Here is a 23,673-nt window from a genome sequence, read left to right as displayed (position 1 = left end):
TCGAGGTCACGGCGGCACAAAAAACGCCCAAAAACCTGACCTTAGGTCATTTTGTCCGACCGCGAGGGCTGGACTCGGCATCGGCTTATGGTTGTGTTCCCGAAATGGGAGCCTCCAAGTTCGATTCCGATATCGCGCGACGCGCGTTCGACGCCGTCGCCGCCGCCGAGAAGGCCACCTCGCTGGCGCAACTGGACGAAGTGGTCGGGCGGGAGCTCAAGTCCTTCGGCTACGAGATCGTCATCGGCGTCCGCATGGCCAGACGGGCCGGCGTGCGCAGCGTCGACATGCTGTTCGGCAACGTCGACCATCCCTGGGTGGTCCACTATGGGGAACGCGGCCACGCCGAGCACTGCCCGATCACCCGCCACGCCACCGCCGCCCCGACCTTCTGGACCCAGCTGAAGGCGCAACCGCTGGCCCCGCGCGAGCAGCTGGTGTTCGACGAGCTGGCCGACTTCGGCCTGCACGACGGCTACATCGTCACCGTCGACCGCGGCCAGGAAGGCGCCTTCGCCACCTCAATGGCGGCCGAACGGGCCGACTGCGAGGATCCGTACCAGCGCGCCGCCACCCACCTGCTCGCGATCCACTTCGGCCTGGCCGGCATGAGGCTGTGGCGCGAGGCCGCCGGCGCGCCGCCCGCCGGGAAGACGCTCAGCGTCCGCCAGATCGAGTGCCTGAAGTGGGTGCGCGACGGCAAGAGCTCGGCCGACATCAGCGAGATCCTCGGCATCTCCGCCCGCACGGTGGACGAGCACGTCGAGCGCGCCTGCCGCCGCCTGGCGGTGAAGACGCGCGTGCAGGCGGTCGCCGAGGCCGCCCTGCAGGGCCTGCTCGACCTGTAGGCGCGCGCTGTAGGCGCGTCTTGGCGCGAACAGTGCTAAGCGGGGCTGCTATGCCCACGCCCGTCCGCCTGCTGCAAACCGCCGCCGACCGCCGCCGGCCGGGCGCGCGCGCCATCGGCGGCTATGTCGCCGCCCTGGCCCTCGTCGCGCTGGCGACGGCCGCCGCCCGCGCGCTCGAACCGGTGCTGGACGGCGGCAACCTGGCGATGGTGTTCCAGGTCGCCGTGCTGGTCAGCGCGGTCGGCTTCGGCCTGGGGCCCGCCCTGCTCGCCGCCCTGGCCGCGGCGGTGGTCTACAACTTCGCCTTCCTGTCGCCGCGCTACAGCTTCGAGATCGGCCATCCGGCCGACCTGCTGACCTTCTCGATGTTCTTCGCCGTAGCGCTCGCCACCGGCTGGCTGGCCGGTCGGGTGCGCGACAACGCCCGCGTGTCGGCCCGCCAGGCGGACACGGTCGGCGCCCTGCTGGAGGCCAGCCGCACGCTTTCGGCCGCCGCCACCCCCGACCAGGCCGCCCAGGCCCTGGCCGCCCAGGCGACCGCCGCCGCCGGGGCGATCACCATCGTGCTGCTTCCGGCCGAGGACGGCCTGCGCATCGCCGGCGGCCCGACCGGCCTGGAGAAGCTGAGCCCCGACGGCGCGGCGGCGGCCAGGCGCGTCTGGGAAAGCGGCGAGACCTCGGATGCGGAGACCGGCTGGACGTTCCGGGCGCTGCAGGGCCTGCGCGAGCGGGTCGGCGTGGTCGGCCTGCGCGGCCTCGCCCCCGACGCGGAGGGCCGGGTCTCAGCCCTGCTCGAGCAGGGCGCGGTGGCGCTGGAGCGCGCGCAGCTGGCCTCGGCGGCGGCCGAGAACGAGGCCCTGCGCCGGGCCGACCAGTTGCGCTCGGCCCTGCTCAACTCGATCAGCCACGACTTCCGCACGCCGCTGTCCAGCGTGCTGGGCTCGGCCACCACCCTGCTCGAGTTCGGGACCGACCTGAAACCGGCGGTCCGCCGCGACCTGCTGGAGAGCATCGCCGAGGACGCCCGCCGGCTGAACCGCTATGTCGGCGAGCTGCTGGACATGGGCCGGCTGGAGGCCGGGGCGCTGAGGCCGCGCCGCAGCTGGACCGACGCGCGCGAGGTGCTGAACGCCGCGGTCGAGCGCCTGGGGGAGCGGCTTGGCCGGCGCAAGATCGTGCGCGACTTCGCCCGCGACCTGTCGAAGGTGCGCACCGATCCGGTCCTGCTGGAGCAGGCCCTGCTCAACATCCTCGACAACGCCGCCGCCTACGCGCCCGAGGGCTCGCGCATCGAGATCGCCGCCCACGAGGACCTCGCAAACGTGCTGATCACCATCGAGGACGAGGGCCCCGGCATTCCGGCCGACGCGCTGGACCGGGTGTTCGACAAGTTCCGGCGGCTGCAGGCGCCCAGCGACCGCGGCGAGGGCCTGGGCCTGGGCCTGTCCATCGCGCGGGGCTTCATCGAGGCCATGGGCGGCCGGATCGCCGTCGCCAGCCCGGTGGCGGACGGGCGCGGCTCCCGCTTTCTGATCGCCCTGCCCAAGGCCGTGCCGACCGCCAAGGAGCTGCTCTGATGTCCGCCCATCGGCCGCGCGTGCTGGTCGTCGACGACGAACCGCAGATCCACCGCTTCCTGGGCCCGGCCCTGGACGCGGCCGGTTACGAGGTTGTCCGTGCTGACGACGGCGCGGCCGGCCTGCGCGAGCTGGCCCGCAAGGCGCCCGACGCGGTGGTGCTGGACCTCGGCCTGCCGGACATGGACGGCAAGGAGGCGCTGGCCAAGGCGCGGGCCTTCTACGACGGCCCGATCCTGATCCTGTCGGCCCGCGACCGCGAGACCGAGAAGATCGACGCCCTGGACCTCGGGGCCGACGACTATGTCGAGAAGCCGTTCGGGATCGGCGAGCTGCTGGCGCGCCTGCGCGTGGCGCTGCGCCACCGCGTGCAGCGCGAGGGCGTGAGCCCGGTCGTGCGGGCCGGCGACCTGGAGATCGACCTGGTCGGCCGCCGCGTCGTCCGCGCCGGTCAGGTCGTGCGGCTGTCGCCCAAGGAATACGACCTGCTGGCCCGGCTGGTGGAGGGCGGCGGCAAGGTGACCACCCACCGCCAGCTGCTGACCGCCGTCTGGGGCCCGGCCCACGTCGAGGACGTCGCCTACCTGCGGGTGTTCGTCGGCCAGCTGCGCCAGAAGCTGGAGGCCGATCCCGCCGCGCCCCGGCGCATCCTCACCGAGCCGGGGGTGGGCTACCGGTTCGTCAGCGAGTAGCCCTCTCCCCTTGCGGCCCTGCTGCGCTAGGCCGGCCGCCAAACTCCGTACGCCCCGACGAAAGTCGGGGCCCAGATGAAACCCACTACCGTTGCAGATGTGCCTGGGTCCCGACTTGCGTCGGGACATACGGGTTTCGCGCGCAAAGCAAAGCTCGGGGGGCCTTACGAGAGAAAGAGAGCCGGATGGCTCCCCTTCCCCCTCGCCTCAGATCGTCACCTGCGTTCCCATCTCCACCACGCGTCCCGGCGGGATCCGGTAGAAGTCCGTAGGGTTGGCTGCGTTTCTCAGCAGGAAGATGAAGAGCTTGTCCTGCCAGGGCGGCATGCCTTCCTTGGCCGAGGCGACCACCGAGCGGCGTCCCAGGAAGAACGAGGTCGACATGATGTCGAACTTCAGGCCCTGCCGCCGGCACAAGCTCAGCGCCTTGGGCACGTTCGGGTTCTCCATGAAGCCGTAGGTCAGCCTCACCCGCTTGAAGTCGGCGGTCAGCGGTTCGATGGCGACGCGATCGGCTTCCGGCACGCGCGGCGCGTCCGAGACGACGACGGTCAGGATGACGTTCTTCTCGTGCAGCACCTTGTTGTGCTTGAGGTTGTGCATCAGGGCGACCGGGGCGACCGTGGGGTCGGAGGTCAGGAACACCGCCGTGCCGCTCACCCGGCGCGGCGGGCGCGCGCTGAGCGACTCGATCAGGTCGGCCAGAGGCAGGGAGTCCCGCCGGGTCTTGGCGGCGAGGATCCGCGTGCCCTTCGACCAGGTCCACATCAGGAGCACCAGGCCGCCGCCCAGGGCCAGCGGGAACCAGCCGCCCTCGTGGATCTTCAGCGAGTTGGCGCCCAGGAAGGTGACGTCCAGCGCCAGCAGCGGCGCCACCAGGGCCAGGGTCCCGGCCAGCGGCCACTTCCAGCAGCGCCGCGCGATCACGAACAGCAGCAGCACGGTGATCACCATGGTGGCGGTGACGGCGATGCCGTAGGCCGAGGCCATGGCCGAGGAGGTCCGGAAGGTGATCAGCAGGAACAGCACGCCGACCAGCAGGAACACGTTGACCTGCGGCACGAAGATCTGGCCCGCCACGGTCTCGCTGGTGCGCTTGATGTCGATGCGCGGCAGCAGGCCCAGTTGCACCGCCTGCTGGGTGACTGAGAAGGCCCCGGTGATGACCGCCTGGCTGGCGATCACGGTGGCGGCGGTGGCCAGCAGCAGCATCGGCCAGTAGGCGACCTCCGGGATCATCCGGAAGAACGGGTTGGCCTGGGCGCTCGGCTCGGCCAGCACGGCGGCCCCCTGCCCCAGATAGTTCAGCACCAGGCACGGGAAGGCTAGGACCAGCCAGGCCGCGCGGATCGGGGCCTTCCCGAAGTGGCCGATGTCGGCGTAGAGCGCCTCCGCCCCGGTGACCGCCAGGAACACGCTGCCCAGGATCACGAAGCCCAGCACGCCGTTCTCGAGCAGCAGCCGCACGCCCCAGTGCGGGCTCAGGGCCAGCAGCACGCCCGGGTTTTGCAGAACGTGCATCAGGCCCAGCCCCGCGATGGCCAGGAACCAGACCACCATGATCGGCCCGAACAGGGCCCCCACGTGGGCGGTGCCGCGCGACTGGACCAGGAACAGGGCGACCAGCACGGCGGCGGCGCCCGGCAATACGAACGGATCGACGGCGTGGCCGAGGCCCGGCGCGTCGCGCAGCCCCTCCACCGCCGAGAGCACCGAGATGGCGGGGGTGATCACCCCGTCGCCGTAGAACAGCGCCGCCCCGAACACGCCCAGCACGAAGATGAACACCGAGCGATAGCCGAGCGCGCGCTGGGCCAGGGCCATCAGGGCCAGGGTGCCGCCCTCGCCCCGGTTGTCCGCCCGCAGCACGAAGATCACGTACTTGACCGTGACGATCAGGATCAGGGCCCAGACGATCAGCGACACCACGCCCAGCACGGCCGGCTCGGCCGCGCCGCCGCGCACGTGGCTCAGCGCCTCGCGCATGGCGTAGAGCGGGCTGGTGCCGATGTCGCCGAACACCACGCCCACCGCGCCGATCATCAGGGCGAACAGCCCGTGGCCGGGCGGATGGGTCGGCACGGCGGAATTTACGGCATCTGATTGATCGACGGCGACGGCCACGGACGTATCCCCTTCGCCCGACTGCGGGCGAAGGGGGCTCTAGCGCCCGGCGTCTGCGGGTTTCGATGGCGAACCGGGACGCGCCGCATAAAGGCCGCATAAAGATCGACCCGGCGTCCGCAAAGCTACGGACTGGCCCCGCGCGCCAGAAAGCGGGATTCTGGCGCTCGTCGAGGATCCTGACATGGACGCCGAAACCTTCGCCCGCGCGCTGCACGCGGCGCTCGCCGCTGAGGGACTGGTCGTCGACGACCGGCACGGCGACCTGAAGTGCGTGCGGATCGCCGGCGTCACGGACCTGACGGCGGTGGCCCGACGGATGCGCGCGACGCCCGTGCGCGCCCGGATCGCCGCGCCCTGCCCCTGATTTCAGGAACTCCCTCGGGGAGCCGCCGCCCACCCCGGGCGGCACGAGGGCTCCAGCACGACACCGCCGAAGCGCCGCCCCCTTTGGCGCGAAAGCGGGCCTCCTGCTGGAGCCCTCGCTTGGGGCGAAAAAAGAAGCGCGGGACGGGGGACCCGCGCTTTTCAGTTTTGGAGGAGCCCTCGGCCCTGGAACCTCAGGCCGCCTTGGGCCAGGCCGCGGCCTTCCAGTTGGGGGTCAGCTCCGCGTGCGGGGGGCACTCGGCGATGGCGACCTGCGGCAGGCCGGCCAACTGGTTGGCGAAGTCGTGGTTGACGTCGCGGTGGTGGGCCTCGTCGGCGCGGACCACCAGCACCACGTCGCGCAGGGTCGCGGTGTCGGGGAGATTCCAGTAGCGCTTGGCGATCTCGGGCGCCGCCACGTTGGCCGAGCGGCCCTCGTCGATCTCGGCGAGGTAGTGGGTGTAGCTGATCACCGCCTCTTCCTCGAAGTAGCCGACCACCCGGTGGGCGGTCTTGGGCGACATCAGGTAGAGCAGGAAGAAGAAGTTGTAGAACACGCCCTGGGCCAGCAGGATCACCGCGCGCTCGAACAGGGTCGGCTTGCACACCTCGATGAAGGTCATCAGGTGCATGCGCTCGTTCTCGGCTTCGTCCATCAGCGTCTTGATCCAGCCGCGGTCGTCGCGCATCCGGCGCAGGGCCTTCAGGTGGCTGAAGGTGGCGCCGACCATGCCCGGCACCGCCGCCACCGTCTCCAGCACCACCGCGCGGTGGCCGTAACGCTTGGCGAAGAAGGTGTCGGCGAAGAAGCGCAGCGCCTTCACGAAGCCGAAGGCCACGCGGTCCGAAGCGCCGTGGGCCCGATGGTGAACCGAAAGGTCGACAAGGGGAGCGGTCATGAGAGCACCTCTCTGATGGCGCCGAAGGGCCGGTCCGGCTCGGCGCCGGTGTTGGCGAAGAGGTACGCCTGGCCGCCGAACGGCGACATTCAGGTCTTCGCCATACGGGGAATCCCTTAGTCTCCGTGCGCGTTGGGTTTTCTCTAGATTGGCGCGGTCCCGAACCGCGCGCGCGTGTCGGGACGTCGATGCTGAGGGAACTGCCTAAACTGTCCTGGTTCGACCCGACCTCCTGGAGTCCCGGCCGGCGGAGCTATGTCGCCCTGGCGCTGGCGGTGCTGTTCGCGGCCGCGGCCCTGGTCGTGCGCTGGGCGCTGACGCCGCTGCTGGACGACCGGGAGGTGTTCCTGTTCTTCGTGCCGGGCGTGGTGGTGGCCGCCTCGTTCGGCGGCTGGCGAACCGGAGCGGCGGCGACCGTGCTGGGCGCGGCGGCGGGCCTGGTGCTGTCCAACCCGCTCGATCTAGGCGACGCGCTGAGCGTGGTGATCTTCGTGGCGCTCGGCGCTTCGCTCGGGGTCGGCGGCGAGTGGTACCAGCGCGCCCGCGACCGGGCCGACGACCACCGACGCGACCTGGCCGCGCGCGAGGCGCACCTGCGCTCCATCCTGGACACCGTGCCCGACGCCATGGTGGTGATCGACGAAGCCGGTCTGATCGTCACCTTCAGCCCGGCGGCCGAGCGCCTGTTCGGCTGGAGCGAGGCCGAGGTGCTCGGCCGCAACGTCTCCATGCTGATGCCCTCCCCTCACCGCGAGGCGCACGACGGCTATCTGACCCGCTATCTCACCACCGGCGAGCGGCGGATCATCGGCCTGGGCCGGGTGGTGGTGGGCGAACGGCGCGACGGTTCGACCTTCCCCATGGAGCTGGCGGTCGGCGAGATGAACTCGGGCGGCCAGCGGTTCTTCACCGGCTTCGTGCGCGACCTGACCGACCGCCACAACACCGAGGCGCGGCTGCAGCAGATGCAGTCGGAGCTGGTCCACATCTCGCGCCTGACCGCCATGGGCGAGATGGCCTCGGCCCTGGCCCACGAGCTGAACCAGCCGCTAGCGGCGGTGACCAATTACCTGAAGGGCACCAGCCGGCTGCTGAAGGCCGATCCCCCGCCGTTCGAGCGCGTCGCCGACGCCGTCGACAAGGCCGGCGAGCAGGCCCTGCGCGCCGGCGACATCATCCGCCGCCTGCGCGACTTCGTGGCCCGCGGCGAGACCGAGCGGCGGGTGGAGAACCTGCCGCGCCTGATCGAGGAAGCCTCGGCCCTGGCCCTGGTCGGGGCGCGCGAGCGCGGCGTGCACGTGCGCTTCGCCCTGGACCCGCAGGTGGATCAGGTGCTGGCCGACAAGGTGCAGATCCAGCAAGTGCTGCTGAACCTGATCCGCAACGGCCTGGAGGCCATGGACGAGGCGCCCACGCGGGTGCTGGAGATCCGCGCCGTCCCCGCCCCCGACAACATGGTCCAGGTCAGCGTGGCCGACACCGGCTCCGGCCTGGCCCCGGAGGCCGCCGCCCAGCTGTTCACGCCGTTCTTCACCACCAAGGCCGAGGGCATGGGGGTGGGCCTGTCGATCTCGCGCACCATCGTGGAAAGCCACGGCGGGCGCATCTGGGCCGAGCCGAACCCCGGCGGCGGCACGGTCTTCAACTTCACCCTTCGGGCGGTCGGCCCGGATCAATTCGACGAGGACGCCGATGACTGAGCCGGTGGTGCACGTGGTGGACGACGACGCGGCGGTGCGCGACTCCATCGCCTTCCTGCTGGAGAGCGCCGGGCTGAAGGCGCGCACCTGGGACGCCGCCACCGCCCTGCTCGACGCCTATGAAGAGCTGGAGCCGGGCTGCGTGGTCACCGACGTGCGCATGCCGCAGATGAACGGGGTTGAGCTGGTGCGCCGGCTGAAGGCGCTGGGCGCGCCGCATCCCATCGTGATGATCACCGGCCACGCCGACGTGCCGCTGGCGGTCGAGGCCATGAAGGCCGGGGTCGCCGACTTCATCGAAAAGCCGTTCGACGACGAGCTGCTGCTGGCCGCCGTGCGCGCCGCCCTGACCCAGCGCGAGGGCCTGGAGCGCCAGGACGCCGAGCGGGCCGCCGTGCGCGAGCGCCTGGCCGCCCTGTCGGGGCGCGAACGCCAGGTGCTGGACGGCCTGGTCGCCGGCAAGGCCAACAAGGTGATCGCCTTCGACCTGGGCATCAGCCCGCGCACGGTGGAGATCTACCGCGCCCATGTGATGTCGAAGATGCAGGCCGGCAGCCTGTCGGAGCTGGTGCGGATGGCGTTGGCGGCGGGGTAGCCAAATTCCTTCTCCCCTTGCGGGAGAAGGAGAATTCACCTCACCCTCGAGCGCGCGGTCGGGGCCAGCCGCATCACCTCCGGCGGACGCACCAGCCGTTGTTTCAGCCACATCGGAAGCTCCGGCTCCGCACCGCGGGCCAGCCAGACGAACACATCCTCGCCTTCGCGCACCGGCAAGGCTTGGAAGTTGTTCGCCGCGGGCTCGGTCACGAACGCGCCGAGCACGTCCACAGCCGGCCGGACGTCCGCCTCGAACCACGCCTTCAGATCGGCGTCGGCCGGTTCCGCCAGGTAGAGCACGGTGGCCGTGATCGCCCCCTCCCCGCTCGCCGTCGCACGTTCCGGGACCGCCATAGGCGCGCCCGCCGGGCGCAGCAACAGCACGTCGTCGGAGTCGATCATGGTGTCGTTGGCCGCCTCGCGGTGCGCCTTCCACGCCGGCCCGCCGTAGAAGGCGCTCAGCGCCTCGCGCCGGCGCTCCATGTCGGGGAAGCCGCGCATCCAGACGAAGCGGTCCGGCGCGTCGACGTCGCGGAACTGGCCCAGCAGGGTCATGCCGGCCGCCTCCTGGGTCTCGACGAACTCGCGCTCGAACAGCGCGATCAGATTGTCCCGGCGGCCGGGCTTGAGGGTGTAGCGGCGCAGTTCGACGACCGGCGGACAGGTTTGCACGGAAAGGACTCCAGCGAGGACTGAGGACGGCGCCAGCGCCAGGCCGGCGGCGGCGAGAACGGCGCGGCGGTTCACTGGAACCCCGTGCGGCTGAACTCCATGCTCCAGTTCACCTCCCAGCTGCGCCCGCCGTCGGTCGAGAAGGCCTGCTCCCAGCGCGCCGAGACCGGCGTCACGTCCGACCAGACAAAGCGCACCTTCACGGGGCGCCCTTCGTCCGCGTCGTCGCCGTGGAACTCGCCGCGTCCGTCCACGAAGCGGCCGTGCACCGGCGGATAGAGGCCGCCCTCGCCGCTGTTGATCCAGTACAGCGACCAGCGCCGCTCGGCGCGATCGAAGGTGCGCACGGTCGCGCCGCAGAAACCCTTGGTCGGGAAGACGATCTCCTCGACGTTGGCGACCCCGCCCAGCAGCGGCCGGCACGACAGCACGCCCGGAAACTCGTCCCAGTCGTCCGAGCCGACGTGGCGCTCTTTCAGGCGGCGGTTCCGCACGGCCCAGGAACCGGTGAGAAAGTCGAAATCGGACGCGGACATCAGGCGGTCTCCCTCTCCACCGGACCGAAGCGGCCGGCGTGGTGACTGCCTACGACTGATAATCTGACAGGGGATGTCAGCTTTTCTGGGCTAGGATCGAAAAATGCGCGCCAGCCGCCTCCTCTCGATCCTGATGCTGCTGCAGGCCCGCGGCGCGACCACCGCCGGCGCCCTGGCCGCGGCGATGGAGGTGTCGGTGCGCACCGTCTACCGCGACCTCGACGAATTGAGCGCCGCGGGCGTGCCGGTCTACGCCGACCGCGGCCGCAACGGCGGAGTGCGTCTGCTGGACGGCTACGGGGCCAAGCTGACCGGCCTCACCCTGGCCGAGGCCGAGGCGCTGTTCCTCTCCGGCCTGCCCGGTCCGGCCGAGGCGCTGGGCCTGCAGGCGGCGATCGCCGCCGCCCAGCTGAAGCTGACCGCCGCCCTGCCCGCCGACTGGCGCGACAAGGCCTCGCGCAAGGGCGCGCGCGTCCACCTCGACCCGGTCGGCTGGTACGCGCAGGGCGACCGGGTCGAGCACCTGACGGCGGTGGCCGAGGCGCTGTGGGCCGAAACGCGGATCGAGGTCGACTACGAAAGCTGGAAGGGACCGGTGCGCCGCACGCTCGACCCGCTCGGCCTCGTGCTGAAGGCGGGGCTCTGGTACCTGGTCGCCCGCGCGGGCGAGAGCGTGCGCACCTACCGCGTCGCCAGCATTCTGGCGTTGATCCGGACCGACGAAGGGTTCGCCCGGCCGGCCGGGTTCGACCTCGGCGCCTGGTGGAGCGAGCGGACACACGCCTTCGAACAGGAGATCTACGCCGGCGAGGCGGTTCTGCGGGTCACTGAAACCGGCCTGCGCCGGCTCTCGCAGCTGGGTCGCGTCGTGGCCGAACGCGCGCTCGCCGGCCCGCCCGACGCGCAGGGCCTGCGGCTCGTCACGATCCCAATTGAGTCGGTCCGTCACGCGGCCGGCGAGATCCTGCGTCTGGGCCCGGAGGCCGAGGTCTTGGACCCGCCGGAACTGCGCGCCGAGTTGGCGGCCACCGCCCGCAGGCTGGCCGGCCTCTACGCGGACCGGTGACCAATACCCGCCGGCAACGTCGAAACCATCGCCCGTACAAGCAGTTACCTAGGGGAGCGGGAGAGCCCCCATGCGCCCCGGCCGAGCGGCGGACGTGACCCCGGCGATGATGTGGGAAACCGACGCGCACGGCGCCGTCGTGTGGAGCAATCGTCGCTGGGCGGACTTCTGCGCCGGGACTTCCGGCGTGCAGCCGCCCTGGGCCTCCAACATCCACCCCGACGACCTCGAGGCCTACGTCCGGAGCTTTTCCCGGGCGATGCGCGAACACGCGCCGCTGGTGCAGCAGTACCGGGTGCGCCGGCGCGACGGGACCTGGCGCTGGGTCCTCGACAGCGCCGAGCCGCGCCAGGACGACCACGGCCGCTACCTCGGCCACGCGGGCGCGGCGATCGACGTCACAGAACAGCGCGCATCGAGCGAGGCCGTGCGCGACAGCGAGGCGCGCTTCCACGCCATGGCCGAGGCGACCGGCGACGTGGTCTGGATGGCCGATCCGGACGACGGCCGCTTGGTCTACGTCAACGGCCGCTTCGAGGAGGTGTTCGGCCTGGCCCGTCCCGCCCTGTTCGACGACCCGCTGTTCGCCGGACACGCCGCGCGACCCGCGGACGCCGACGAGGTCCGCACCGCCTGGGCCGCCATGCGCCGGGGCGAGCCGGTCGAGCTGGAGTACCGCCATCTGCGTCCCGACGGCGAGGAGCGGATTTTCGATCTCACCGGCTTTCCAGTCCACGACGAGCACGGGCGATTGCGCTGGATCGGCGGGCGGCTGCGCGACGTGACGGCCCGGCGACGGGCCCAGACGGCGCGCCGTTATTCCGAGCAGCGCTTCCGCCGCTTCGCCGAACACGCCGAAGAGGTCGTGGCGCTGATGGACATCGAGACCCAGCGCCTGGAGTACCTCAACCCCGCCTTCGAGCGCGTCACCGGTCGGAAGATCACCGACTGCCTGGGCGATCCCGGCGCCTGGCGCAAGCTGTCCGCGCCGCAGGACGAGGACCGCGTCGACCGAGCGATCGAGGCGGCGGCGAAGGGCCAGCGGACCGAGGTCGTCTGGCACGTTCGCCACAGCCCGGACGGCGAGTGGCGCACGGTCCGCTCGGCCAAGTTCCCGCTGAAGGACGACGAGGGCCGGCTGCGTTGGGTGGGCTCCCTGACCACGGACATCACCGAGTTGGTCGAGGCCCGCGAAGACCTGGAGCGGCGGGTGGCCGAGCGCACGCGCGAGCTGGAGACGAGCCTGGAGCAGCGCCGCGCCGCCGAGGCCGCCCTGGCCCAGGCGCAACGGCTGGAAACCGTCGGGCGGCTGACCGGCGGCGTGGCGCACGACTTCAACAACCTGCTGACGGTCATCATCGGCGCGCTGGACATGATCCTGCGCCGCCCCGATCAGACCGACCGCATCAACCGCCTGGGGCAGGCGGCCATGGAGGCGGCCCGACGCGGCGAGCGCCTGGCGCGCCAGCTGCTCGGCTTCTCGCGACGCCAGGACCTGCGCACCGAGACCGTCGACCTCGGACGACTGATCCACGGCTTCGAGCCGCTGCTGCGCGGCGCGGTCGGCGAGGCGACGCCGCTGACGCTCGAGATCGAACCCGACGTCGGCGGCGCGCGGCTGGACCCGGTGCAGTTCGAGGCGGCCCTGCTGAATCTGGCGGTCAACGCCAACGACGCCCTGGGCCCGGGGGGCTCGATCCGGATCCGGGCGGAACGGGTGCGTCTGGCCGCGAACGCCCTGCCCGAGGCGCCGGCGGGGGACTACGCCCGTGTGTCGGTGAGCGACGACGGCGCCGGCATGGCGCCGGAGGTCGCCGCCCACGCCTTCGAGCCGTTCTTCACCACCAAGGAGGTCGGCAAGGGGTCGGGCCTGGGCCTGGCTCAGGTCTACGGCTTCGCCCGCCAGTCGGGCGGCGGGGCCGAGATCCGTAGCGCCCCCGGCCAGGGCACGACGGTCAGCCTCTACTTGCCCGCCGCCGAGGCGCCGCTTCAGGCCGCCGCCCCGGCCGCGCGGCCGATCGACAAGCCGCTCGAGCGGCGCTGCCACGTGCTGCTGGTCGACGACGACCCGGCTGTTCGGGGCATCGTCCAGAGCCTGCTCGAGGACATGGACTGCGTGGTGCTGACCGCTTCGGACGGTCCGTCGGCGCTCGAGGCGCTGAAGGCCGACCCGAAGGTCCGGCTGCTGCTCAGCGACGTGGTCATGCCGGGCATGAGCGGGGTCGAACTGGCCCGCGAGGCGCGCCGGCTATACCCACACCTCAGGATCCTGCTCTCCACCGGCTACGCCAGCAACCGGCTGGACCCGTCTGAAGGCGAATGGGAGGTGCTGCGCAAGCCCTACCGCGCCGAGGAGCTGACCCAGGCGGCGCGGCGGGCGTTGAGCTGAGCCTTTAAGCCTCGCCGCCCACGTAGCGCTCGAAGGTCTGCTGCTTGCCGAACGGCATGGCGTGCTGGGCCACGAAGCCGGACGGCACGCTCTCCAGCTCCATGACGCCGTATTCCTCCGGCCAGGTCCCGGCCGGCGGGCGGCGGAAGGTGCCCATCAGCATGTCGATCAGCGGCAGGTGGATGGCGTAGTTGGCGTCGACATAGGCCTCGTCGCGCGCGTGGTGCCAGTGATGGTAGCGCGGGCAGCAGACCACGTATTCCAGCCAGCCGAAGTCGAGCTTCAGGTTGGCGTGGGCCACCACCGCCTGGACGCCGGCCAGCACCACGTAGGCGTTCACCGCCTCGGCCGAGAAGCCCAGCACCACCAGAGGCAGCAGCACCGCACAGCGGGTCAGGACGATCTCGACCAGGTGCACCCGGCTGCCCGCCAGCCAGTCCATGTGGCGGCTGGAATGGTGCACGGCGTGGAAGCGCCAGAGGAAGCCCAGCTTGTGATAGGCGCGGTGCAGGCCGGCCTGGAACAGGTCGGCGAAGAACACGCACATCAGGAACTGCACCCACACCGGCAGGCCCTGCAGGAAGGCCTTGACCGCCGGGAAGGCGGCGAAGGCGGCCACCGTCGCCGTGGACGCGGTCACGGTGATGAAGATGAACTGGATGAGCATGTGGCTCATGAAGAAGTAGCCCATGTCCGTGCGCCATTCGGGGCGTAGAGGCGACATGGGGCGGACCGCCATCATCCGCTCGATCGGGATGAAGACGATCGCGGAGATCACCAGGCTGATCAGGAACCAGTCGAGGCCCAGCGAGAACGGGGTCTGCGCGATCGGGCCGAAGCGCACCGTGGCCCCGCCCAGCAGCACGGCCAGGCCGGCGCTCAGCACGCCGGTCAGGGCGATCTTGCGGTCGCGGCCGGTCAACACGGCGAAGGTGCCTAAGCCGAAGGCGGCCACGAGGCCGGTCAGCAGCAGGGTGCGCGCGAAGTGCTCGGTGTAGACGGCGCGGAACTGCTGGCTGGTCAGCAGGGCCGGGAAATGGAAGGCGAGGACGCCCAGCAGGGACATCAGGCCCAGCCCGCAGGCGATGCAGGCGATCCAGGAACGCTTTGATTGAACCATGGCCGCCGCTCCCCTTCCGCGATTGCGGACGCCCAGCTCTAGGCGGTCGGGGTTAACGGGACCTGTCGCCCAAGGCGGCCCGCCCCGGCGTCACGCGGGGGCGGGCTGAGCTCAGACCTACTTGGACGGGGCCGGGACGGCCGGGGCCGGAATGCTGTCGGCCGCGTCGCGGGCGGCCTGGCCCACGTTGTCGGCGGCCTGGCCGACGCTTTCGGCCGCGTCGCTGACCGCGGCGGTCTTGACCGTCTCCTGCTGATAGAAGCCGCTCAGGAAATAGGCCGCGACGGCGATGACGATCAGGCCGAGCACGATGGCCACGACCGCGCCCAGGCCGCTTCCGCCGCCGCCGCGCTCGACCACCGTGGTTCCGGAATTCTCGTTGCGCTCGATGACCCGCTCGCGGGTCGAACCGTCGTTGCGCTCGGTCACTCGTTCGGTCGCCATTACTCTACTCCGTAACGCTACGGCGATCGTAACGGGCGCACGGCCGAGCCGTTCCCTTAGGGGCGCGCCGGAACCTCCACCGCGGACGCGATTTAGATACCGGCGTTACAGTGGCGTCGGAGTAGCGTGTTGAAGCAGTACGCGTTCACAGTGGCCCTCCTGGGCCTGAGCCTGGGAGCCTGCGTATCATCGCCCAAGGAGACGGTGCTCAACCTCGACACCACCGACAAGCGATGGACGTCGCGCGAGTGCGTGGCCGCGCGTAAGGCGGTCGCTCGTTACGACGACAAGGGCAAGGAGCGCGGCGTGGTCGGCCTTCTAGGCAACCTCGCCGCGCCCTTCGCCGGCACGGCCGCCGCGCTGGCCATGGACGCCGCCCAGGACGACGAACGCGAAAAGCTGAACGACCAGGTGCGCAAGGCCTGCATCAGCGACCCCATGGGCAAGCGCGGCGGAGGCTGAGCCCCAAAGCCCGAGGGCGACGATTGTTAGATCGGGTCGGTCGCCAGCGTGAGGAAGAAGGCCGCCAGGGCCGCGGCGAAGGCCTTGGCCAGGAAAGCCAGCAGCAGCAGGCTCGCCACCGCCACCAGCCAGCCGATCAGGGTGGCCAGGCCGTCGCGCTCGACCAGGCCCAGGCCCAACACGGCGATGGCCAGCGCCGGCAGCATGTTTCCGAACGGCACCGGCAGGAAGACGATGATGGCCAGGATCAGCGCGACCAGGCCCACGAACCGCTCGGCCAGGAAACCCAGCAGGAAGGTCATGCGCGGCCGCAGCCGTCCCTCCAGCTTGCGCAGGTAGGGCAGGATGCGGTCGACCAGGGCGGCGTAGTCGGCGGTGCGGAACTCGCGGTCGGCCAGGATGCGCGGCAGCCACAGGCGCGGCCGGCCCATGGCCAGCTGGGCGGTGATGAACACCAAAGGCGCGCCCAGGATGGCCGACAGGCCCGGCGGCATGGGCAGCACCAGCGGCGCCGCGAACACCAGCATCAGGGCCCCGAACGCCCGCTCGCCGAAATGGTCGAGGATGTCCCGCACGGTCAGGGTCCCGCCCTCGTGGTGGGCGAGCCCCTCCAGCAGGTCGGAGACCTGGGGGTGCGGATGGACGGCTTTGTTCAAGGGGTCACCAAGGCGCGCTGTGCAGCGGGGCCGCATATGCGCCCGCGGCGGCGGTTACGCTAGGCCCTTGCGTCGAAATCTCGCTGTTTGTGTCCCCCCAGATGCCCCCTCAACACCGCCCCTCGCCCATCGCCGCCTGCACGGTCTCGGCCAGGAAGTCGATGAAGGCGCGCACGCCGGGCAGCAGGCCGCGGCGCGAGGGGAAGACCAGGTGGACGATCCCTTCCCGGCCCGACCAGTCCGGCAGCACCTGCTCGAGGCGGCCGTCGCGCAGATCGGCGCAGGCGACGATGTCCGGCACCAGGGCCAGGCCCAGGCCGTCCAGCGCCGCCTGGTGCAGCACGGCGAAGTCGCCGCAGGACAGCCGCGGCTCGTGGCTCAGCGTCTGCAGCGCCCCGTCCGGCCCGCTGAGCGCCCAGGTCGCCGGCCCCGGCCCCTCGTTCTGGCCCAGCGTCGGCAGGCCGGCGAGGTCGGCCACGCTGGAGGGCCGGCCGTGGCGGTCCAGGAAGTCGCGGCTGGCGACCAGGAAGCTGCGGCTCCGGCCCAGCTGCTTCAGCTGGAAGGCGGCGTCGGTGTCCAGCCGGTCGCGCACGCGCAGCGCGACGTCCACGCCCTCCTCGATCAGGTCGACCCGACGGTTGGTCTGCACGATCTGCAAGCGCAGGCGCGGGTGGGCCTCCATGAAGGTCGGCAGGGCGCGCGCCAGCGGCGGCCCGAAGCTGATCGGCACGCTGGCCCGCACCAGCCCCTGCGGCTCGGCCCGGACGCGCGCCACCGCCTCCTCGGCCGCGTCGGCATCCTCCAGCACCTGGCGGCTGCGCCGGTAGAACTCCTGGCCGACCTCGGTCACCGCGAAACGGCGGGTGGAGCGTTCCAGCAGGCGCACGCCCAGCCGCTCCTCCAGCCGCGCCACCCGTCGGCTCAGCGACGACTTCGGCACGTTCAGGGCGCGGGCCGCCGGCGCGAAGCCGCGGTGGGTCACCACCGCCACGAAGAAGGACAGGTCGTTCAGGTCGCGCATGAGGCCCCACGCATCGTTCCACCGGGGGAACGTTCAGTTCTTATATCCCCATCTAATGTATCTGATGCTGTTGCAATAGATGTACGCCACACCGCGACGCCCCGTCGCGAACGTTTTTCAGAGGTGGCGCATGAACATCCTGCACGTGGACTCCAGCATCATGGGCGGCGACTCCGTGAGCCGCGCCCTCACCGCCGCGGTCGTGGCCGAGCAGCTCCGCCGCGCGCCGGACGCGCAAACGACCTATCGCGACCTGGCGGCCGAGCCGCTGGATCACCTGTCGTCCTCCCTGTTCGCCGCCCGCGCCGTGTCGGAAGACCAGCGCAGCGCCGACCAGCAGCGCGACGTGGTCGCCAGCGACGCGACCCTGGACCAGTTCCTGGCCGCCGACGTCGTGGTCATCGGCGCGCCCATGTACAACTTCTCGATCCCCAGCCAGCTGAAGGCCTGGATCGACCGCGTGGCGGTGGCCGGCAAGACCTTCCGCTACACCGAGGCCGGCCCGGAAGGCCTGGCCGGCGGCAAGAAGGTGATCATCGTGTCCTCGCGCGGCGGGGTCTACAACGGCACCCCGCTGGAGGCGATCGACCACCAGGAGCGCTACCTGCGCTCGGTGTTCGGCTTCCTGGGCGTCACCGACGTCGAGTTCGTCCGCGCCGAAGGCGTCAACCTGGGCCCCGACCACAAGCGCGACGCCATCGAGGCCGCCCACCGCAGCATCGCGGACGTCGCCCTGGCGGCCTGACCGCCACTCCCGTCGCCGGCGCCTCCCCCCTCCCTGCGCCGGCGGAACTGACCAAGGGCGTCGGCCTCGAGCCGGCGCCCTTTCCTTTTGCGAGCAGCAGGGACTAGACAAAACGATATTCCCGGTTATATGGATGTTATGGTCCGTGACGACGCCGCTCTCGAAGTTCAGATGGCCGACCGGTTCGCCGCCCTCGGCGCGCCGGCGCGGGTGCAGTTGCTGCGGCTGCTGGTGCGGGCCGGCGCCGAGGGCCTGACGGTCGGGGAGCTGCAGAAGCATTCCGGCCTGGCCCTCTCCACCCAGGCCCATCACCTGAACGCCCTCGTGCGCTCGGGGCTGGTGGTCCAGGAGAAGGTCGGACGCGAGGTCCGTTCGCGGGTCGACTTCCACGCCGTCCAGTCGCTCGGGACGTTCCTGATCGAGCGCTGCTGCGAAGGGTTCGGAGGGTGTTCGTGACCCTCCCCCTTTTTTACCCAAACATCACCACAAAACCGGTTCTATAGGAGAACAATCATGAAGCGCCTGCACGTCCACGTCAGCGTCAGCAACCTGCAGAAGTCGATCGGCTTCTACAGCGCCCTGTTCCAGGCCGAGCCGACGGTGAACAAGCCCGACTACGCCAAGTGGATGCTGGAAGACCCGCGCGTGAACTTCGCCATCTCGGAAAAGGGCGACCGCAAGCCGGGCCTGAACCACCTGGGCGTCCAGGCCGAGGAGGACGGCGAACTGGAGGCGCTGTACGCCGCGCTGGGCGCCGCCAACATCAGCACCCACGACGAGACCTGCGCGAAGTGCTGCTACGCCGAGAGCGACAAGCACTGGGCCACCGACCCCGACGGCCTGGTGTGGGAGACCTTCCGCTCGATGCGCCAGATCGCCGTCTACGGCGACGATCGCGCCGAGGCGCTGGACCTGCTCGCCACGCCCGAAGCGGAAGCTGAAGCGAAGGCCTGCTGCGGCGCGACGGCCTGAGCACACCTGACCAGGGGTGACGGCCGACCATTAATTCGATAGATCCAGAATTATGGAATCTACTGTGGCCGTCACCGCCTTGTCCGCCCTCGCCCACCCGGGACGCCTGGAGGTTTTCCGACTGCTGGTCCGTGCCGGCGCCGACGGCATGGCCGCCGGCGACATCGCGCGCGCCACGGGCTCGCTGCCCAACACGCTGTCGACCAACCTCAACATCCTGGCGGGCGCGAGCCTGGTTCAGTCCCGCCGCGAGGGCCGCTCGATCATCTACAGCGCGGACTACACGCGCATGGGCGCCCTGCTGGCCTTCCTGGTCGAGGACTGCTGCGCCGGCCGGCCCGAGATCTGCGCCCCGCTGTCCGAAACCGCCGCCCGCGCGGCCTGCTGCTGAGGCGCCGCGCGATGCAGTACAGCCTTTCCCGCCGCCTCGCGGCCGAGGCGCTCGGCACGGCCACCCTGCTCTGCGTCGTGATCGGCTCGGGCATCATGGCCGAGCAACTGTCCGGCGGGAACGTCGCCCTGGCCCTGCTCGGCAACACGCTCGCGACCGGGGCGGCCCTGGTCGTGCTGATCACCGTGTTCGGGCCCGTCTCGGGCGCCCAGTTCAATCCGGCGGTGACGCTGGCCTTCCTGGTCCGCCGCGAACTGGGCTGGAAGATCGCCCTGGCCTACGTGGCGGCCCAACTCGTCGGCGCGATCGGCGGCGTCTGGGCCGCGCACCTGATGTTCGCCGAGCCCGTACTGCAGGTCTCGACCAAGGCCCGCGAAGGCCTGGCGCTGGACTTCGCCGAAGCGGTGGCCACCTTCGGCCTGCTCGCCACCATTCTCGGCGGCCTGCGCTTCCGGCCGTCGGCCGTGCCCGCCCTGGTCGGCCTCTACATCACCTCGGCCTACTGGTTCACCGCATCGACCAGCTTCGCCAATCCGGCCGTCACCGTGGCGCGCGCGCTCAGCGACAGCTTCGCCGGCATCGCTCCGGCCTCGGTCGCCGGCTTCATCCTCGCCCAGCTGGTGGGCGCCCTGGCCGCCGTCGGCGTGTTCGGGTGGTTGCTCGGGCCCCACCCCGCCCCCGTTCAACAGTCCCAGCCTGCAGAGTGAACCATGAGCCCCTTTCCGGTGATCGTCTTCCATAACCCGGCCTGCGGCACGTCCCGCAACGCCGTGGCCATGATCCGGGCGGCCGGATACGAGCCGACCGTCATCGAATACCTGCAGGACGGCTGGGATCGTGAACAGCTGGTCGAGCTGTTCAGCGAGGCCGGCCTGTCGGCCCGCGAGGCCATGCGCGAGAAGGGCACGCCGGCGGCGGACCTCGGCCTGCTCGATCCTGCGGCGTCGGACGATCAGGTTCTCGACGCGATGGTCGCCCACCCGGTGCTGGTGAACCGCCCCTTCGTGGTGACGCCGAAGGGTGTCGTCCTGGCCCGCCCCTCCGAGCGCGTGTTCGACGTGCTGGAGCGCCGACCCGATCGGTTCGTGAAGGAAGACGGGGAAGTGGTGGAGCTGGCGCCGCAGTAGCGGCTCACCGCCCCAGCTCCGCTGGCCGCCTCAGCCCGTCCGGCAGAACTGCGTGCCGGCCGGCGTGGTCAGGATCACGCGGCCGGCCTCGCCGGTGAAGCGGTAGCCGCCGTCGGCGTGATAGTCGAAGCCGGTGTCGGTCCACGACGGCCCCTGCTCCATGCGCACCGGCGGGCTGTCGTCGGCGATGACCACGACCGCGTTCTTCGGCGCGCTCAGCACCCGCCCGTCGAGGTCGGCGGTCCCCAGGAACAGGGTCCGCTGCGAGCCGTATTCGAACCGGGCGGTCAGCCGCTCGCCGCTGTCGCAGACGTAGCTGGCCTCGGAAACCTGGACCGGATTGGGCGGCTCCATCGGTCCGCCGGCGCAGGCGCCGAGCGCGGCCGTCGCGGCCAGAAGGGTCGAAGTCGCGAGCAAGGAACGCAGGATCATCGGGACATACTCCGTCCCCGTCGATCCCGGGCCGAAAGCCACGCGTGCTAGCCCCCGTCGCCGTCTTCGGCCCAGGCGTGGTCGGGGCGCCTTTTACGCTCCAATGAACGTGCGTACGTCCGAAAAGGTGCGGCCCCTAGGCCGAAGGGAGGAGGAGCGGAGGCGTACGAACGCGCGCTCCCCTCCTCCGGAGCCTCACTTCACCTTGCTGATCTTCGAGCCCTGCAGGTCCACCCCGGCCATCAGGCCCTGCTGGCCCCAGACGAAGGCGTAGACGTCGTCGCGGGCGGTGGTGGTGCTCAGCTGGGCGGCCTTGCCGGCGTCGACCACCACCACGGTCGGCCCGACCCCGAATTCCCAGCCCTTGGCGTCCTTCAGCGAGGCCAGCGCCCGGTCGTTCATGAAGTACAGGGCGTAGGAGAACGCCTGCACCCCGGCCGAGAAGCCCCAGGTCACGCCGGTGAACTGGTAGTCGCCCGCCGGCCGGCCGCCTTCGAACAGCACGCCGCGGCCGCCCTGCCCGCCGAACACGAAGGCGGCGCGGGTGATGCGCGGGAACACCAGCACCGCACGCGACTGGCCGGCGATCGCCCGGGCGGCGGGGTTCTTGCTCTCCAGCTCCTGCAGGGCCTGGTGCGCCTCAGTCTGGAGCTTGGGATTGGGACCGCCGTCCGAGGCGCAGGCGCTCAAGGCCAGCATCGCGCCGCCCGTCACGAGGACGGCGCGCCGGGTCGTGTTCGATGGTCCCTCGGTCATGAACTCTCTCCTGAGCCCAACCCCGCAAGCGCGCGATCATCCCTGACCGGAGCGGCGGGACCATCGGGTACATACCTGACCCGATGCGGGGGATTCTCTGACGCCGAGGTTCTGCGACTCGCGCCGCGCCGTTATGGAACTGTCCAGCTAGACCGTGGTTTGAAGCGTAGCCGCTCGCACAAGCGCGGCGGCGCGGCAGGGCGGAACGAGTTTGTTGATGCGATTTGGGCAAGCGGCGGCGGCTTCGGCCCTGCTCGGGTTGGCGGCCGTCGGATCCCCGGCGCGCGCCGACACGCCCAAGGCTTCGGTCGAGGGCGTGACCAACGACGACCTGCGCAAGCGGATCGAACGCTCGATCGGCGAGGTCGAGCGTCCCGCCGACAGCCGCTTCCAGGCCCGCCAGCGCGCCAACGAGGCGGCCGAGGACGCCGTCGCCGCCCTGCGCTCGGAAGGCTACTACGCCTACGAGGTCGAACCGACGCTGACCGACAGCGATCCGCCCAAGCCCGTCGTGCGCGTCGATCCCGGCCCGCGGTTCCGCCTGGCCGACCCGCGGGTGACCTGGGTGGCCCCGCCGCCCGACCCGGAAAGCGCCGACGCGGCCGTCGCGGCCGTCAAGCTGCGCCCCGGCGAGCCCGGCCGGGCCGCCGACGTGATCGCCGGCGAAGGCCGGGTGATCTCGGCCCTGAACCAGAACGGCTACGCCGACGCCGTGGCCGAGCCGCGCGAGGTGATCGTCGACCACGCCGCCGAGACCGTGCAGCCGACCTTCCGCATCTCCGCGGGCGAGCTGGTGCACCTGGACGGCGTGCGGGTGGAGACCGTGGGGCGGACCAACCCCGCCTGGGTGGTCGCCCTGGCGCCGTGGAAGAGCGGCGACGTCTACGATCCCGACGACGTGGCCGAGCTGGAGCGGCGGCTGCTGGACACCGGGGTCTACACCTCGGTCACCGTGGCCCTGGCGCCGGAGTCCGACGCCCAGGGCCTACGCCCGGTGGTGGTCAGCCTGGCCGACCGGCCGCGACGCGTGCTGGAGGCCGGCTTCGGCTGGTCGACCGCCGAGGGCTTCGGCCTGGACACCCAGTGGAGCTGGTACAACCGTCTGCACCGGGCCGACACCCTCAGCGCCGAGGTGCGCCTGGCGGAGCTGGAGAGCCGCATCGGCGGCGCGCTCAGCCTGCCCCACTGGCGAAAGCCCGGCCGCACCCTGCGGCTGGCCGGCGGCCTGTTCTACCAGGACACCGAGGCCTACGTGCGCTCCGGCGTGGGCGCCGAGGCCGCCCTCACCCACCGGCTGGGCAAGACCTCCTTCATCACCTACGGCGTGAAGGTCGAGGCCAGCCACAACGAAGAGCCGGAGTTCGATCCGGCCACGGGCCTGAGCCCGACGGTCGAACGCGACCTGGTCACCTTGCGGGCGATCGGCGGCCTTTCGCTGGACCGCTCCGACAATCCTCTGAACCCCACGCGCGGCTGGCGGGTCAACGGCCGGCTGGAGCCCACCCAGGTGCTGGGCGACGAGGAGCTGACCTACGCCCGGGTCGACGCCCAGGGCACCTACTACGTGCCGTTCAACCAGGGCCGCACGGTGGTGGCCGGACGCCTGCGGCTGGGCTCGCTGATCGGCGGGACCCTGCCCGAAGTGCCGACGGCCGAACGCTTCTTCGCCGGCGGCGGCGGTTCGGTGCGCGGCTACGCCTACCAGGGCGTCGGCCCCCGCTTCCCCGACAACACTCCCAGCGGCGGCCTGTCGCTGGCCGAAGGCTCGCTGGAGCTGCGCCGGCGCATTTTCGAGAACTGGGGCTACGTGCTGTTCAGCGACGTCGGCGCGGTGGGCCTGGAGCCGTCGCCCAGCTTCGACGGGGCCAAGTTCTCGCTGGGCGTGGGCGTGCGCTACTTCCTGCCGTTCGGCCCGATCCGCGCCGACGTCGCCGTGCCGGTCAACCCCGACGAGGGCGACCCGAACTTCCAGATCTACATCAGCATCGGGCAGGCGTTTTGAGCGGGATTCGCGCCGCCATCTCCCTTCTCCCCTCTCGGGAGAAGGAAAGCTCACGCGTCCGCCCCGCGGCGGAACCTTG

At 71.1% G+C, this 23,673-nt stretch carries 26 protein-coding genes; 16 read left to right on the top strand and 10 right to left on the bottom strand.

Annotated elements, in window-relative coordinates:
* The first annotated feature begins 104 nt into the window (after window positions 1-104).
* Genes H8B08_RS05885 through H8B08_RS05875 form a run of 3 tightly spaced genes read left to right on the top strand, consistent with a single transcriptional unit; the run spans window position 105 to window position 3,117 of the window.
* Window positions 105-848: an autoinducer binding domain-containing protein gene (locus tag H8B08_RS05885; RefSeq protein WP_187449273.1), complete on the top strand. Its 744-nt coding sequence runs from the start codon at window positions 105-107 to the stop codon at window positions 846-848.
* Window positions 849-898: 50 nt separating this feature from the next.
* Complete coding sequence (locus H8B08_RS05880; RefSeq protein WP_187449272.1) at window positions 899-2,425, top strand: DUF4118 domain-containing protein; 1,527 nt, start codon at window positions 899-901, stop codon at window positions 2,423-2,425.
* Window positions 2,425-3,117, top strand: a complete 693-nt coding sequence (locus tag H8B08_RS05875) for a response regulator (protein WP_187449271.1) — start codon at window positions 2,425-2,427, stop codon at window positions 3,115-3,117. The genes H8B08_RS05880 and H8B08_RS05875 overlap by 1 nt, the downstream gene beginning before the upstream one ends.
* A gap of 207 nt (window positions 3,118-3,324) precedes the next feature.
* Here H8B08_RS05875 and H8B08_RS05870 read toward each other — a convergent pair whose 3' ends face one another.
* Entirely contained in the window at window positions 3,325-5,160 is a 1,836-nt protein-coding gene (locus H8B08_RS05870; protein WP_187449443.1) for a potassium transporter Kup, read from the bottom strand.
* Between the two features lie 265 nt (window positions 5,161-5,425).
* Here H8B08_RS05870 and H8B08_RS05865 point away from each other — a divergent pair, with 265 nt between their 5' ends.
* On the top strand, window positions 5,426-5,608 hold the full coding sequence (locus H8B08_RS05865; protein WP_187449270.1) for a hypothetical protein: 183 nt from the start codon (window positions 5,426-5,428) through the stop codon (window positions 5,606-5,608).
* A gap of 193 nt (window positions 5,609-5,801) precedes the next feature.
* On the opposite strand, the gene H8B08_RS05860 is transcribed toward H8B08_RS05865, so the two are convergent.
* Window positions 5,802-6,506 carry an alternative oxidase gene (locus H8B08_RS05860; protein WP_187449269.1) on the bottom strand — a complete coding sequence of 235 codons (705 nt, stop codon included), beginning with the start codon at window positions 6,504-6,506 and terminating at the stop codon, window positions 5,802-5,804.
* A gap of 188 nt (window positions 6,507-6,694) precedes the next feature.
* Between H8B08_RS05860 and H8B08_RS05855 the strand changes: the two genes are divergently transcribed.
* Both H8B08_RS05855 and fixJ read left to right on the top strand, forming a co-directional pair.
* The gene (locus tag H8B08_RS05855; protein ID WP_187449268.1) at window positions 6,695-8,206 is read left to right on the top strand and encodes a sensor histidine kinase; all 1,512 of its coding nucleotides are present in this window, start codon (window positions 6,695-6,697) and stop codon (window positions 8,204-8,206) included.
* The gene (gene fixJ / locus H8B08_RS05850) at window positions 8,199-8,801 is read left to right on the top strand and encodes a response regulator FixJ (RefSeq protein WP_187449267.1); all 603 of its coding nucleotides are present in this window, start codon (window positions 8,199-8,201) and stop codon (window positions 8,799-8,801) included. Before H8B08_RS05855 ends, fixJ begins: the two co-directional genes overlap by 8 nt.
* 35 nt (window positions 8,802-8,836) lie before the next feature.
* Here fixJ and H8B08_RS05845 read toward each other — a convergent pair whose 3' ends face one another.
* Both H8B08_RS05845 and H8B08_RS05840 read right to left on the bottom strand, forming a co-directional pair.
* The gene (locus H8B08_RS05845; protein ID WP_187449266.1) at window positions 8,837-9,475 is read right to left on the bottom strand and encodes an NIPSNAP family protein; all 639 of its coding nucleotides are present in this window, start codon (window positions 9,473-9,475) and stop codon (window positions 8,837-8,839) included.
* Window positions 9,476-9,546: 71 nt separating this feature from the next.
* Complete coding sequence (locus tag H8B08_RS05840; protein ID WP_187449265.1) at window positions 9,547-10,011, bottom strand: hypothetical protein; 465 nt, start codon at window positions 10,009-10,011, stop codon at window positions 9,547-9,549.
* A gap of 103 nt (window positions 10,012-10,114) precedes the next feature.
* Here H8B08_RS05840 and H8B08_RS05835 point away from each other — a divergent pair, with 103 nt between their 5' ends.
* Together H8B08_RS05835 and H8B08_RS05830 are read left to right on the top strand one after the other, a co-directional pair.
* Complete coding sequence (locus tag H8B08_RS05835) at window positions 10,115-11,077, top strand: YafY family protein (protein WP_187449264.1); 963 nt, start codon at window positions 10,115-10,117, stop codon at window positions 11,075-11,077.
* Between the two features lie 70 nt (window positions 11,078-11,147).
* Window positions 11,148-13,466, top strand: a complete 2,319-nt coding sequence (locus tag H8B08_RS05830) for a PAS domain-containing sensor histidine kinase (protein WP_187449263.1) — start codon at window positions 11,148-11,150, stop codon at window positions 13,464-13,466.
* Between the two features lie 4 nt (window positions 13,467-13,470).
* Here the strand turns inward: H8B08_RS05830 and H8B08_RS05825 are convergent, their stop codons facing one another.
* Entirely contained in the window at window positions 13,471-14,586 is a 1,116-nt protein-coding gene (locus H8B08_RS05825; RefSeq protein WP_187449262.1) for a sterol desaturase family protein, read from the bottom strand.
* 117 nt (window positions 14,587-14,703) lie between these two features.
* Window positions 14,704-15,030: a hypothetical protein gene (locus H8B08_RS05820; RefSeq protein ID WP_222934338.1), complete on the bottom strand. Its 327-nt coding sequence runs from the start codon at window positions 15,028-15,030 to the stop codon at window positions 14,704-14,706.
* 129 nt (window positions 15,031-15,159) lie between these two features.
* Between H8B08_RS05820 and H8B08_RS05815 the strand changes: the two genes are divergently transcribed.
* A complete protein-coding gene (locus H8B08_RS05815) occupies window positions 15,160-15,492 on the top strand; it encodes a hypothetical protein (protein ID WP_187449261.1) in 333 nt (110 codons plus the stop codon).
* Window positions 15,493-15,518: 26 nt separating this feature from the next.
* On the opposite strand, the gene H8B08_RS05810 is transcribed toward H8B08_RS05815, so the two are convergent.
* Both H8B08_RS05810 and H8B08_RS05805 read right to left on the bottom strand, forming a co-directional pair.
* Entirely contained in the window at window positions 15,519-16,148 is a 630-nt protein-coding gene (locus tag H8B08_RS05810) for an exopolysaccharide biosynthesis protein (RefSeq protein WP_222934337.1), read from the bottom strand.
* A gap of 109 nt (window positions 16,149-16,257) precedes the next feature.
* Complete coding sequence (locus tag H8B08_RS05805) at window positions 16,258-17,169, bottom strand: LysR family transcriptional regulator (RefSeq protein ID WP_187449259.1); 912 nt, start codon at window positions 17,167-17,169, stop codon at window positions 16,258-16,260.
* Between the two features lie 130 nt (window positions 17,170-17,299).
* Here H8B08_RS05805 and H8B08_RS05800 point away from each other — a divergent pair, with 130 nt between their 5' ends.
* The 6 genes from H8B08_RS05800 (at window position 17,300) to arsC (ending at window position 20,404) form a co-directional block, all read left to right on the top strand.
* A complete protein-coding gene (locus tag H8B08_RS05800; protein WP_187449258.1) occupies window positions 17,300-17,914 on the top strand; it encodes an FMN-dependent NADH-azoreductase in 615 nt (204 codons plus the stop codon).
* 171 nt (window positions 17,915-18,085) lie between these two features.
* Window positions 18,086-18,370, top strand: coding sequence for a helix-turn-helix transcriptional regulator (locus tag H8B08_RS05795; RefSeq protein WP_187449257.1), 285 nt, complete (start codon window positions 18,086-18,088; stop codon window positions 18,368-18,370).
* 57 nt (window positions 18,371-18,427) lie between these two features.
* Window positions 18,428-18,886, top strand: coding sequence for an ArsI/CadI family heavy metal resistance metalloenzyme (locus H8B08_RS05790; protein ID WP_187449256.1), 459 nt, complete (start codon window positions 18,428-18,430; stop codon window positions 18,884-18,886).
* A 52-nt stretch (window positions 18,887-18,938) separates the two neighbouring features.
* Window positions 18,939-19,277 carry a helix-turn-helix transcriptional regulator gene (locus H8B08_RS05785; RefSeq protein ID WP_187449255.1) on the top strand — a complete coding sequence of 113 codons (339 nt, stop codon included), beginning with the start codon at window positions 18,939-18,941 and terminating at the stop codon, window positions 19,275-19,277.
* Window positions 19,278-19,288: 11 nt separating this feature from the next.
* Window positions 19,289-19,984 (top strand): MIP/aquaporin family protein, encoded by a 696-nt coding sequence (locus H8B08_RS05780; protein WP_187449254.1) that lies wholly within the window; start codon window positions 19,289-19,291, stop codon window positions 19,982-19,984.
* A 3-nt stretch (window positions 19,985-19,987) separates the two neighbouring features.
* Complete coding sequence (gene arsC, locus H8B08_RS05775; protein ID WP_187449253.1) at window positions 19,988-20,404, top strand: arsenate reductase (glutaredoxin); 417 nt, start codon at window positions 19,988-19,990, stop codon at window positions 20,402-20,404.
* Window positions 20,405-20,434: 30 nt separating this feature from the next.
* Here the strand turns inward: arsC and H8B08_RS05770 are convergent, their stop codons facing one another.
* Together H8B08_RS05770 and H8B08_RS05765 are read right to left on the bottom strand one after the other, a co-directional pair.
* Window positions 20,435-20,836: a hypothetical protein gene (locus tag H8B08_RS05770; protein ID WP_187449252.1), complete on the bottom strand. Its 402-nt coding sequence runs from the start codon at window positions 20,834-20,836 to the stop codon at window positions 20,435-20,437.
* Between the two features lie 195 nt (window positions 20,837-21,031).
* Window positions 21,032-21,592, bottom strand: coding sequence for a YSC84-related protein (locus H8B08_RS05765; RefSeq protein WP_187449251.1), 561 nt, complete (start codon window positions 21,590-21,592; stop codon window positions 21,032-21,034).
* 217 nt (window positions 21,593-21,809) lie between these two features.
* On the opposite strand from H8B08_RS05765, the gene H8B08_RS05760 reads away from it, so the two are divergent.
* Entirely contained in the window at window positions 21,810-23,594 is a 1,785-nt protein-coding gene (locus tag H8B08_RS05760) for an autotransporter assembly complex family protein (RefSeq protein ID WP_187449250.1), read from the top strand.
* Window positions 23,595-23,673 lie beyond the last annotated feature (79 nt).

The organism is Caulobacter sp. 17J80-11 (genome assembly GCF_014349105.1).
GTDB lineage: Bacteria > Pseudomonadota > Alphaproteobacteria > Caulobacterales > Caulobacteraceae > 17J80-11.
This window is presented reverse-complemented; position numbering and strand designations above follow the sequence as displayed.

Coding starts and splice junctions, on each gene's coding strand:
- H8B08_RS05855 (WP_187449268.1), top strand. CDS start 6,695: ATGCTGAGGGAACTGCCTAAACTGTCCTGGTTCGACCCGACCTCCTGG.
- fixJ (WP_187449267.1), top strand. CDS start 8,199: ATGACTGAGCCGGTGGTGCACGTGGTGGACGACGACGCGGCGGTGCGC.
- H8B08_RS05840 (WP_187449265.1), bottom strand. CDS start 10,011: ATGTCCGCGTCCGATTTCGACTTTCTCACCGGTTCCTGGGCCGTGCGG.
- H8B08_RS05830 (WP_187449263.1), top strand. CDS start 11,148: ATGCGCCCCGGCCGAGCGGCGGACGTGACCCCGGCGATGATGTGGGAA.
- H8B08_RS05835 (WP_187449264.1), top strand. CDS start 10,115: ATGCGCGCCAGCCGCCTCCTCTCGATCCTGATGCTGCTGCAGGCCCGC.
- H8B08_RS05795 (WP_187449257.1), top strand. CDS start 18,086: ATGGCCGACCGGTTCGCCGCCCTCGGCGCGCCGGCGCGGGTGCAGTTG.
- H8B08_RS05825 (WP_187449262.1), bottom strand. CDS start 14,586: ATGGTTCAATCAAAGCGTTCCTGGATCGCCTGCATCGCCTGCGGGCTG.
- arsC (WP_187449253.1), top strand. CDS start 19,988: ATGAGCCCCTTTCCGGTGATCGTCTTCCATAACCCGGCCTGCGGCACG.
- H8B08_RS05770 (WP_187449252.1), bottom strand. CDS start 20,836: ATGATCCTGCGTTCCTTGCTCGCGACTTCGACCCTTCTGGCCGCGACG.
- H8B08_RS05865 (WP_187449270.1), top strand. CDS start 5,426: ATGGACGCCGAAACCTTCGCCCGCGCGCTGCACGCGGCGCTCGCCGCT.
- H8B08_RS05780 (WP_187449254.1), top strand. CDS start 19,289: ATGCAGTACAGCCTTTCCCGCCGCCTCGCGGCCGAGGCGCTCGGCACG.
- H8B08_RS05785 (WP_187449255.1), top strand. CDS start 18,939: ATGGAATCTACTGTGGCCGTCACCGCCTTGTCCGCCCTCGCCCACCCG.
- H8B08_RS05885 (WP_187449273.1), top strand. CDS start 105: ATGGGAGCCTCCAAGTTCGATTCCGATATCGCGCGACGCGCGTTCGAC.
- H8B08_RS05805 (WP_187449259.1), bottom strand. CDS start 17,169: ATGCGCGACCTGAACGACCTGTCCTTCTTCGTGGCGGTGGTGACCCAC.
- H8B08_RS05765 (WP_187449251.1), bottom strand. CDS start 21,592: ATGACCGAGGGACCATCGAACACGACCCGGCGCGCCGTCCTCGTGACG.
- H8B08_RS05875 (WP_187449271.1), top strand. CDS start 2,425: ATGTCCGCCCATCGGCCGCGCGTGCTGGTCGTCGACGACGAACCGCAG.
- H8B08_RS05860 (WP_187449269.1), bottom strand. CDS start 6,506: ATGACCGCTCCCCTTGTCGACCTTTCGGTTCACCATCGGGCCCACGGC.
- H8B08_RS05870 (WP_187449443.1), bottom strand. CDS start 5,160: ATGATCGGCGCGGTGGGCGTGGTGTTCGGCGACATCGGCACCAGCCCG.
- H8B08_RS05790 (WP_187449256.1), top strand. CDS start 18,428: ATGAAGCGCCTGCACGTCCACGTCAGCGTCAGCAACCTGCAGAAGTCG.
- H8B08_RS05800 (WP_187449258.1), top strand. CDS start 17,300: ATGAACATCCTGCACGTGGACTCCAGCATCATGGGCGGCGACTCCGTG.
- H8B08_RS05880 (WP_187449272.1), top strand. CDS start 899: ATGCCCACGCCCGTCCGCCTGCTGCAAACCGCCGCCGACCGCCGCCGG.
- H8B08_RS05760 (WP_187449250.1), top strand. CDS start 21,810: ATGCGATTTGGGCAAGCGGCGGCGGCTTCGGCCCTGCTCGGGTTGGCG.
- H8B08_RS05820 (WP_222934338.1), bottom strand. CDS start 15,030: ATGGCGACCGAACGAGTGACCGAGCGCAACGACGGTTCGACCCGCGAG.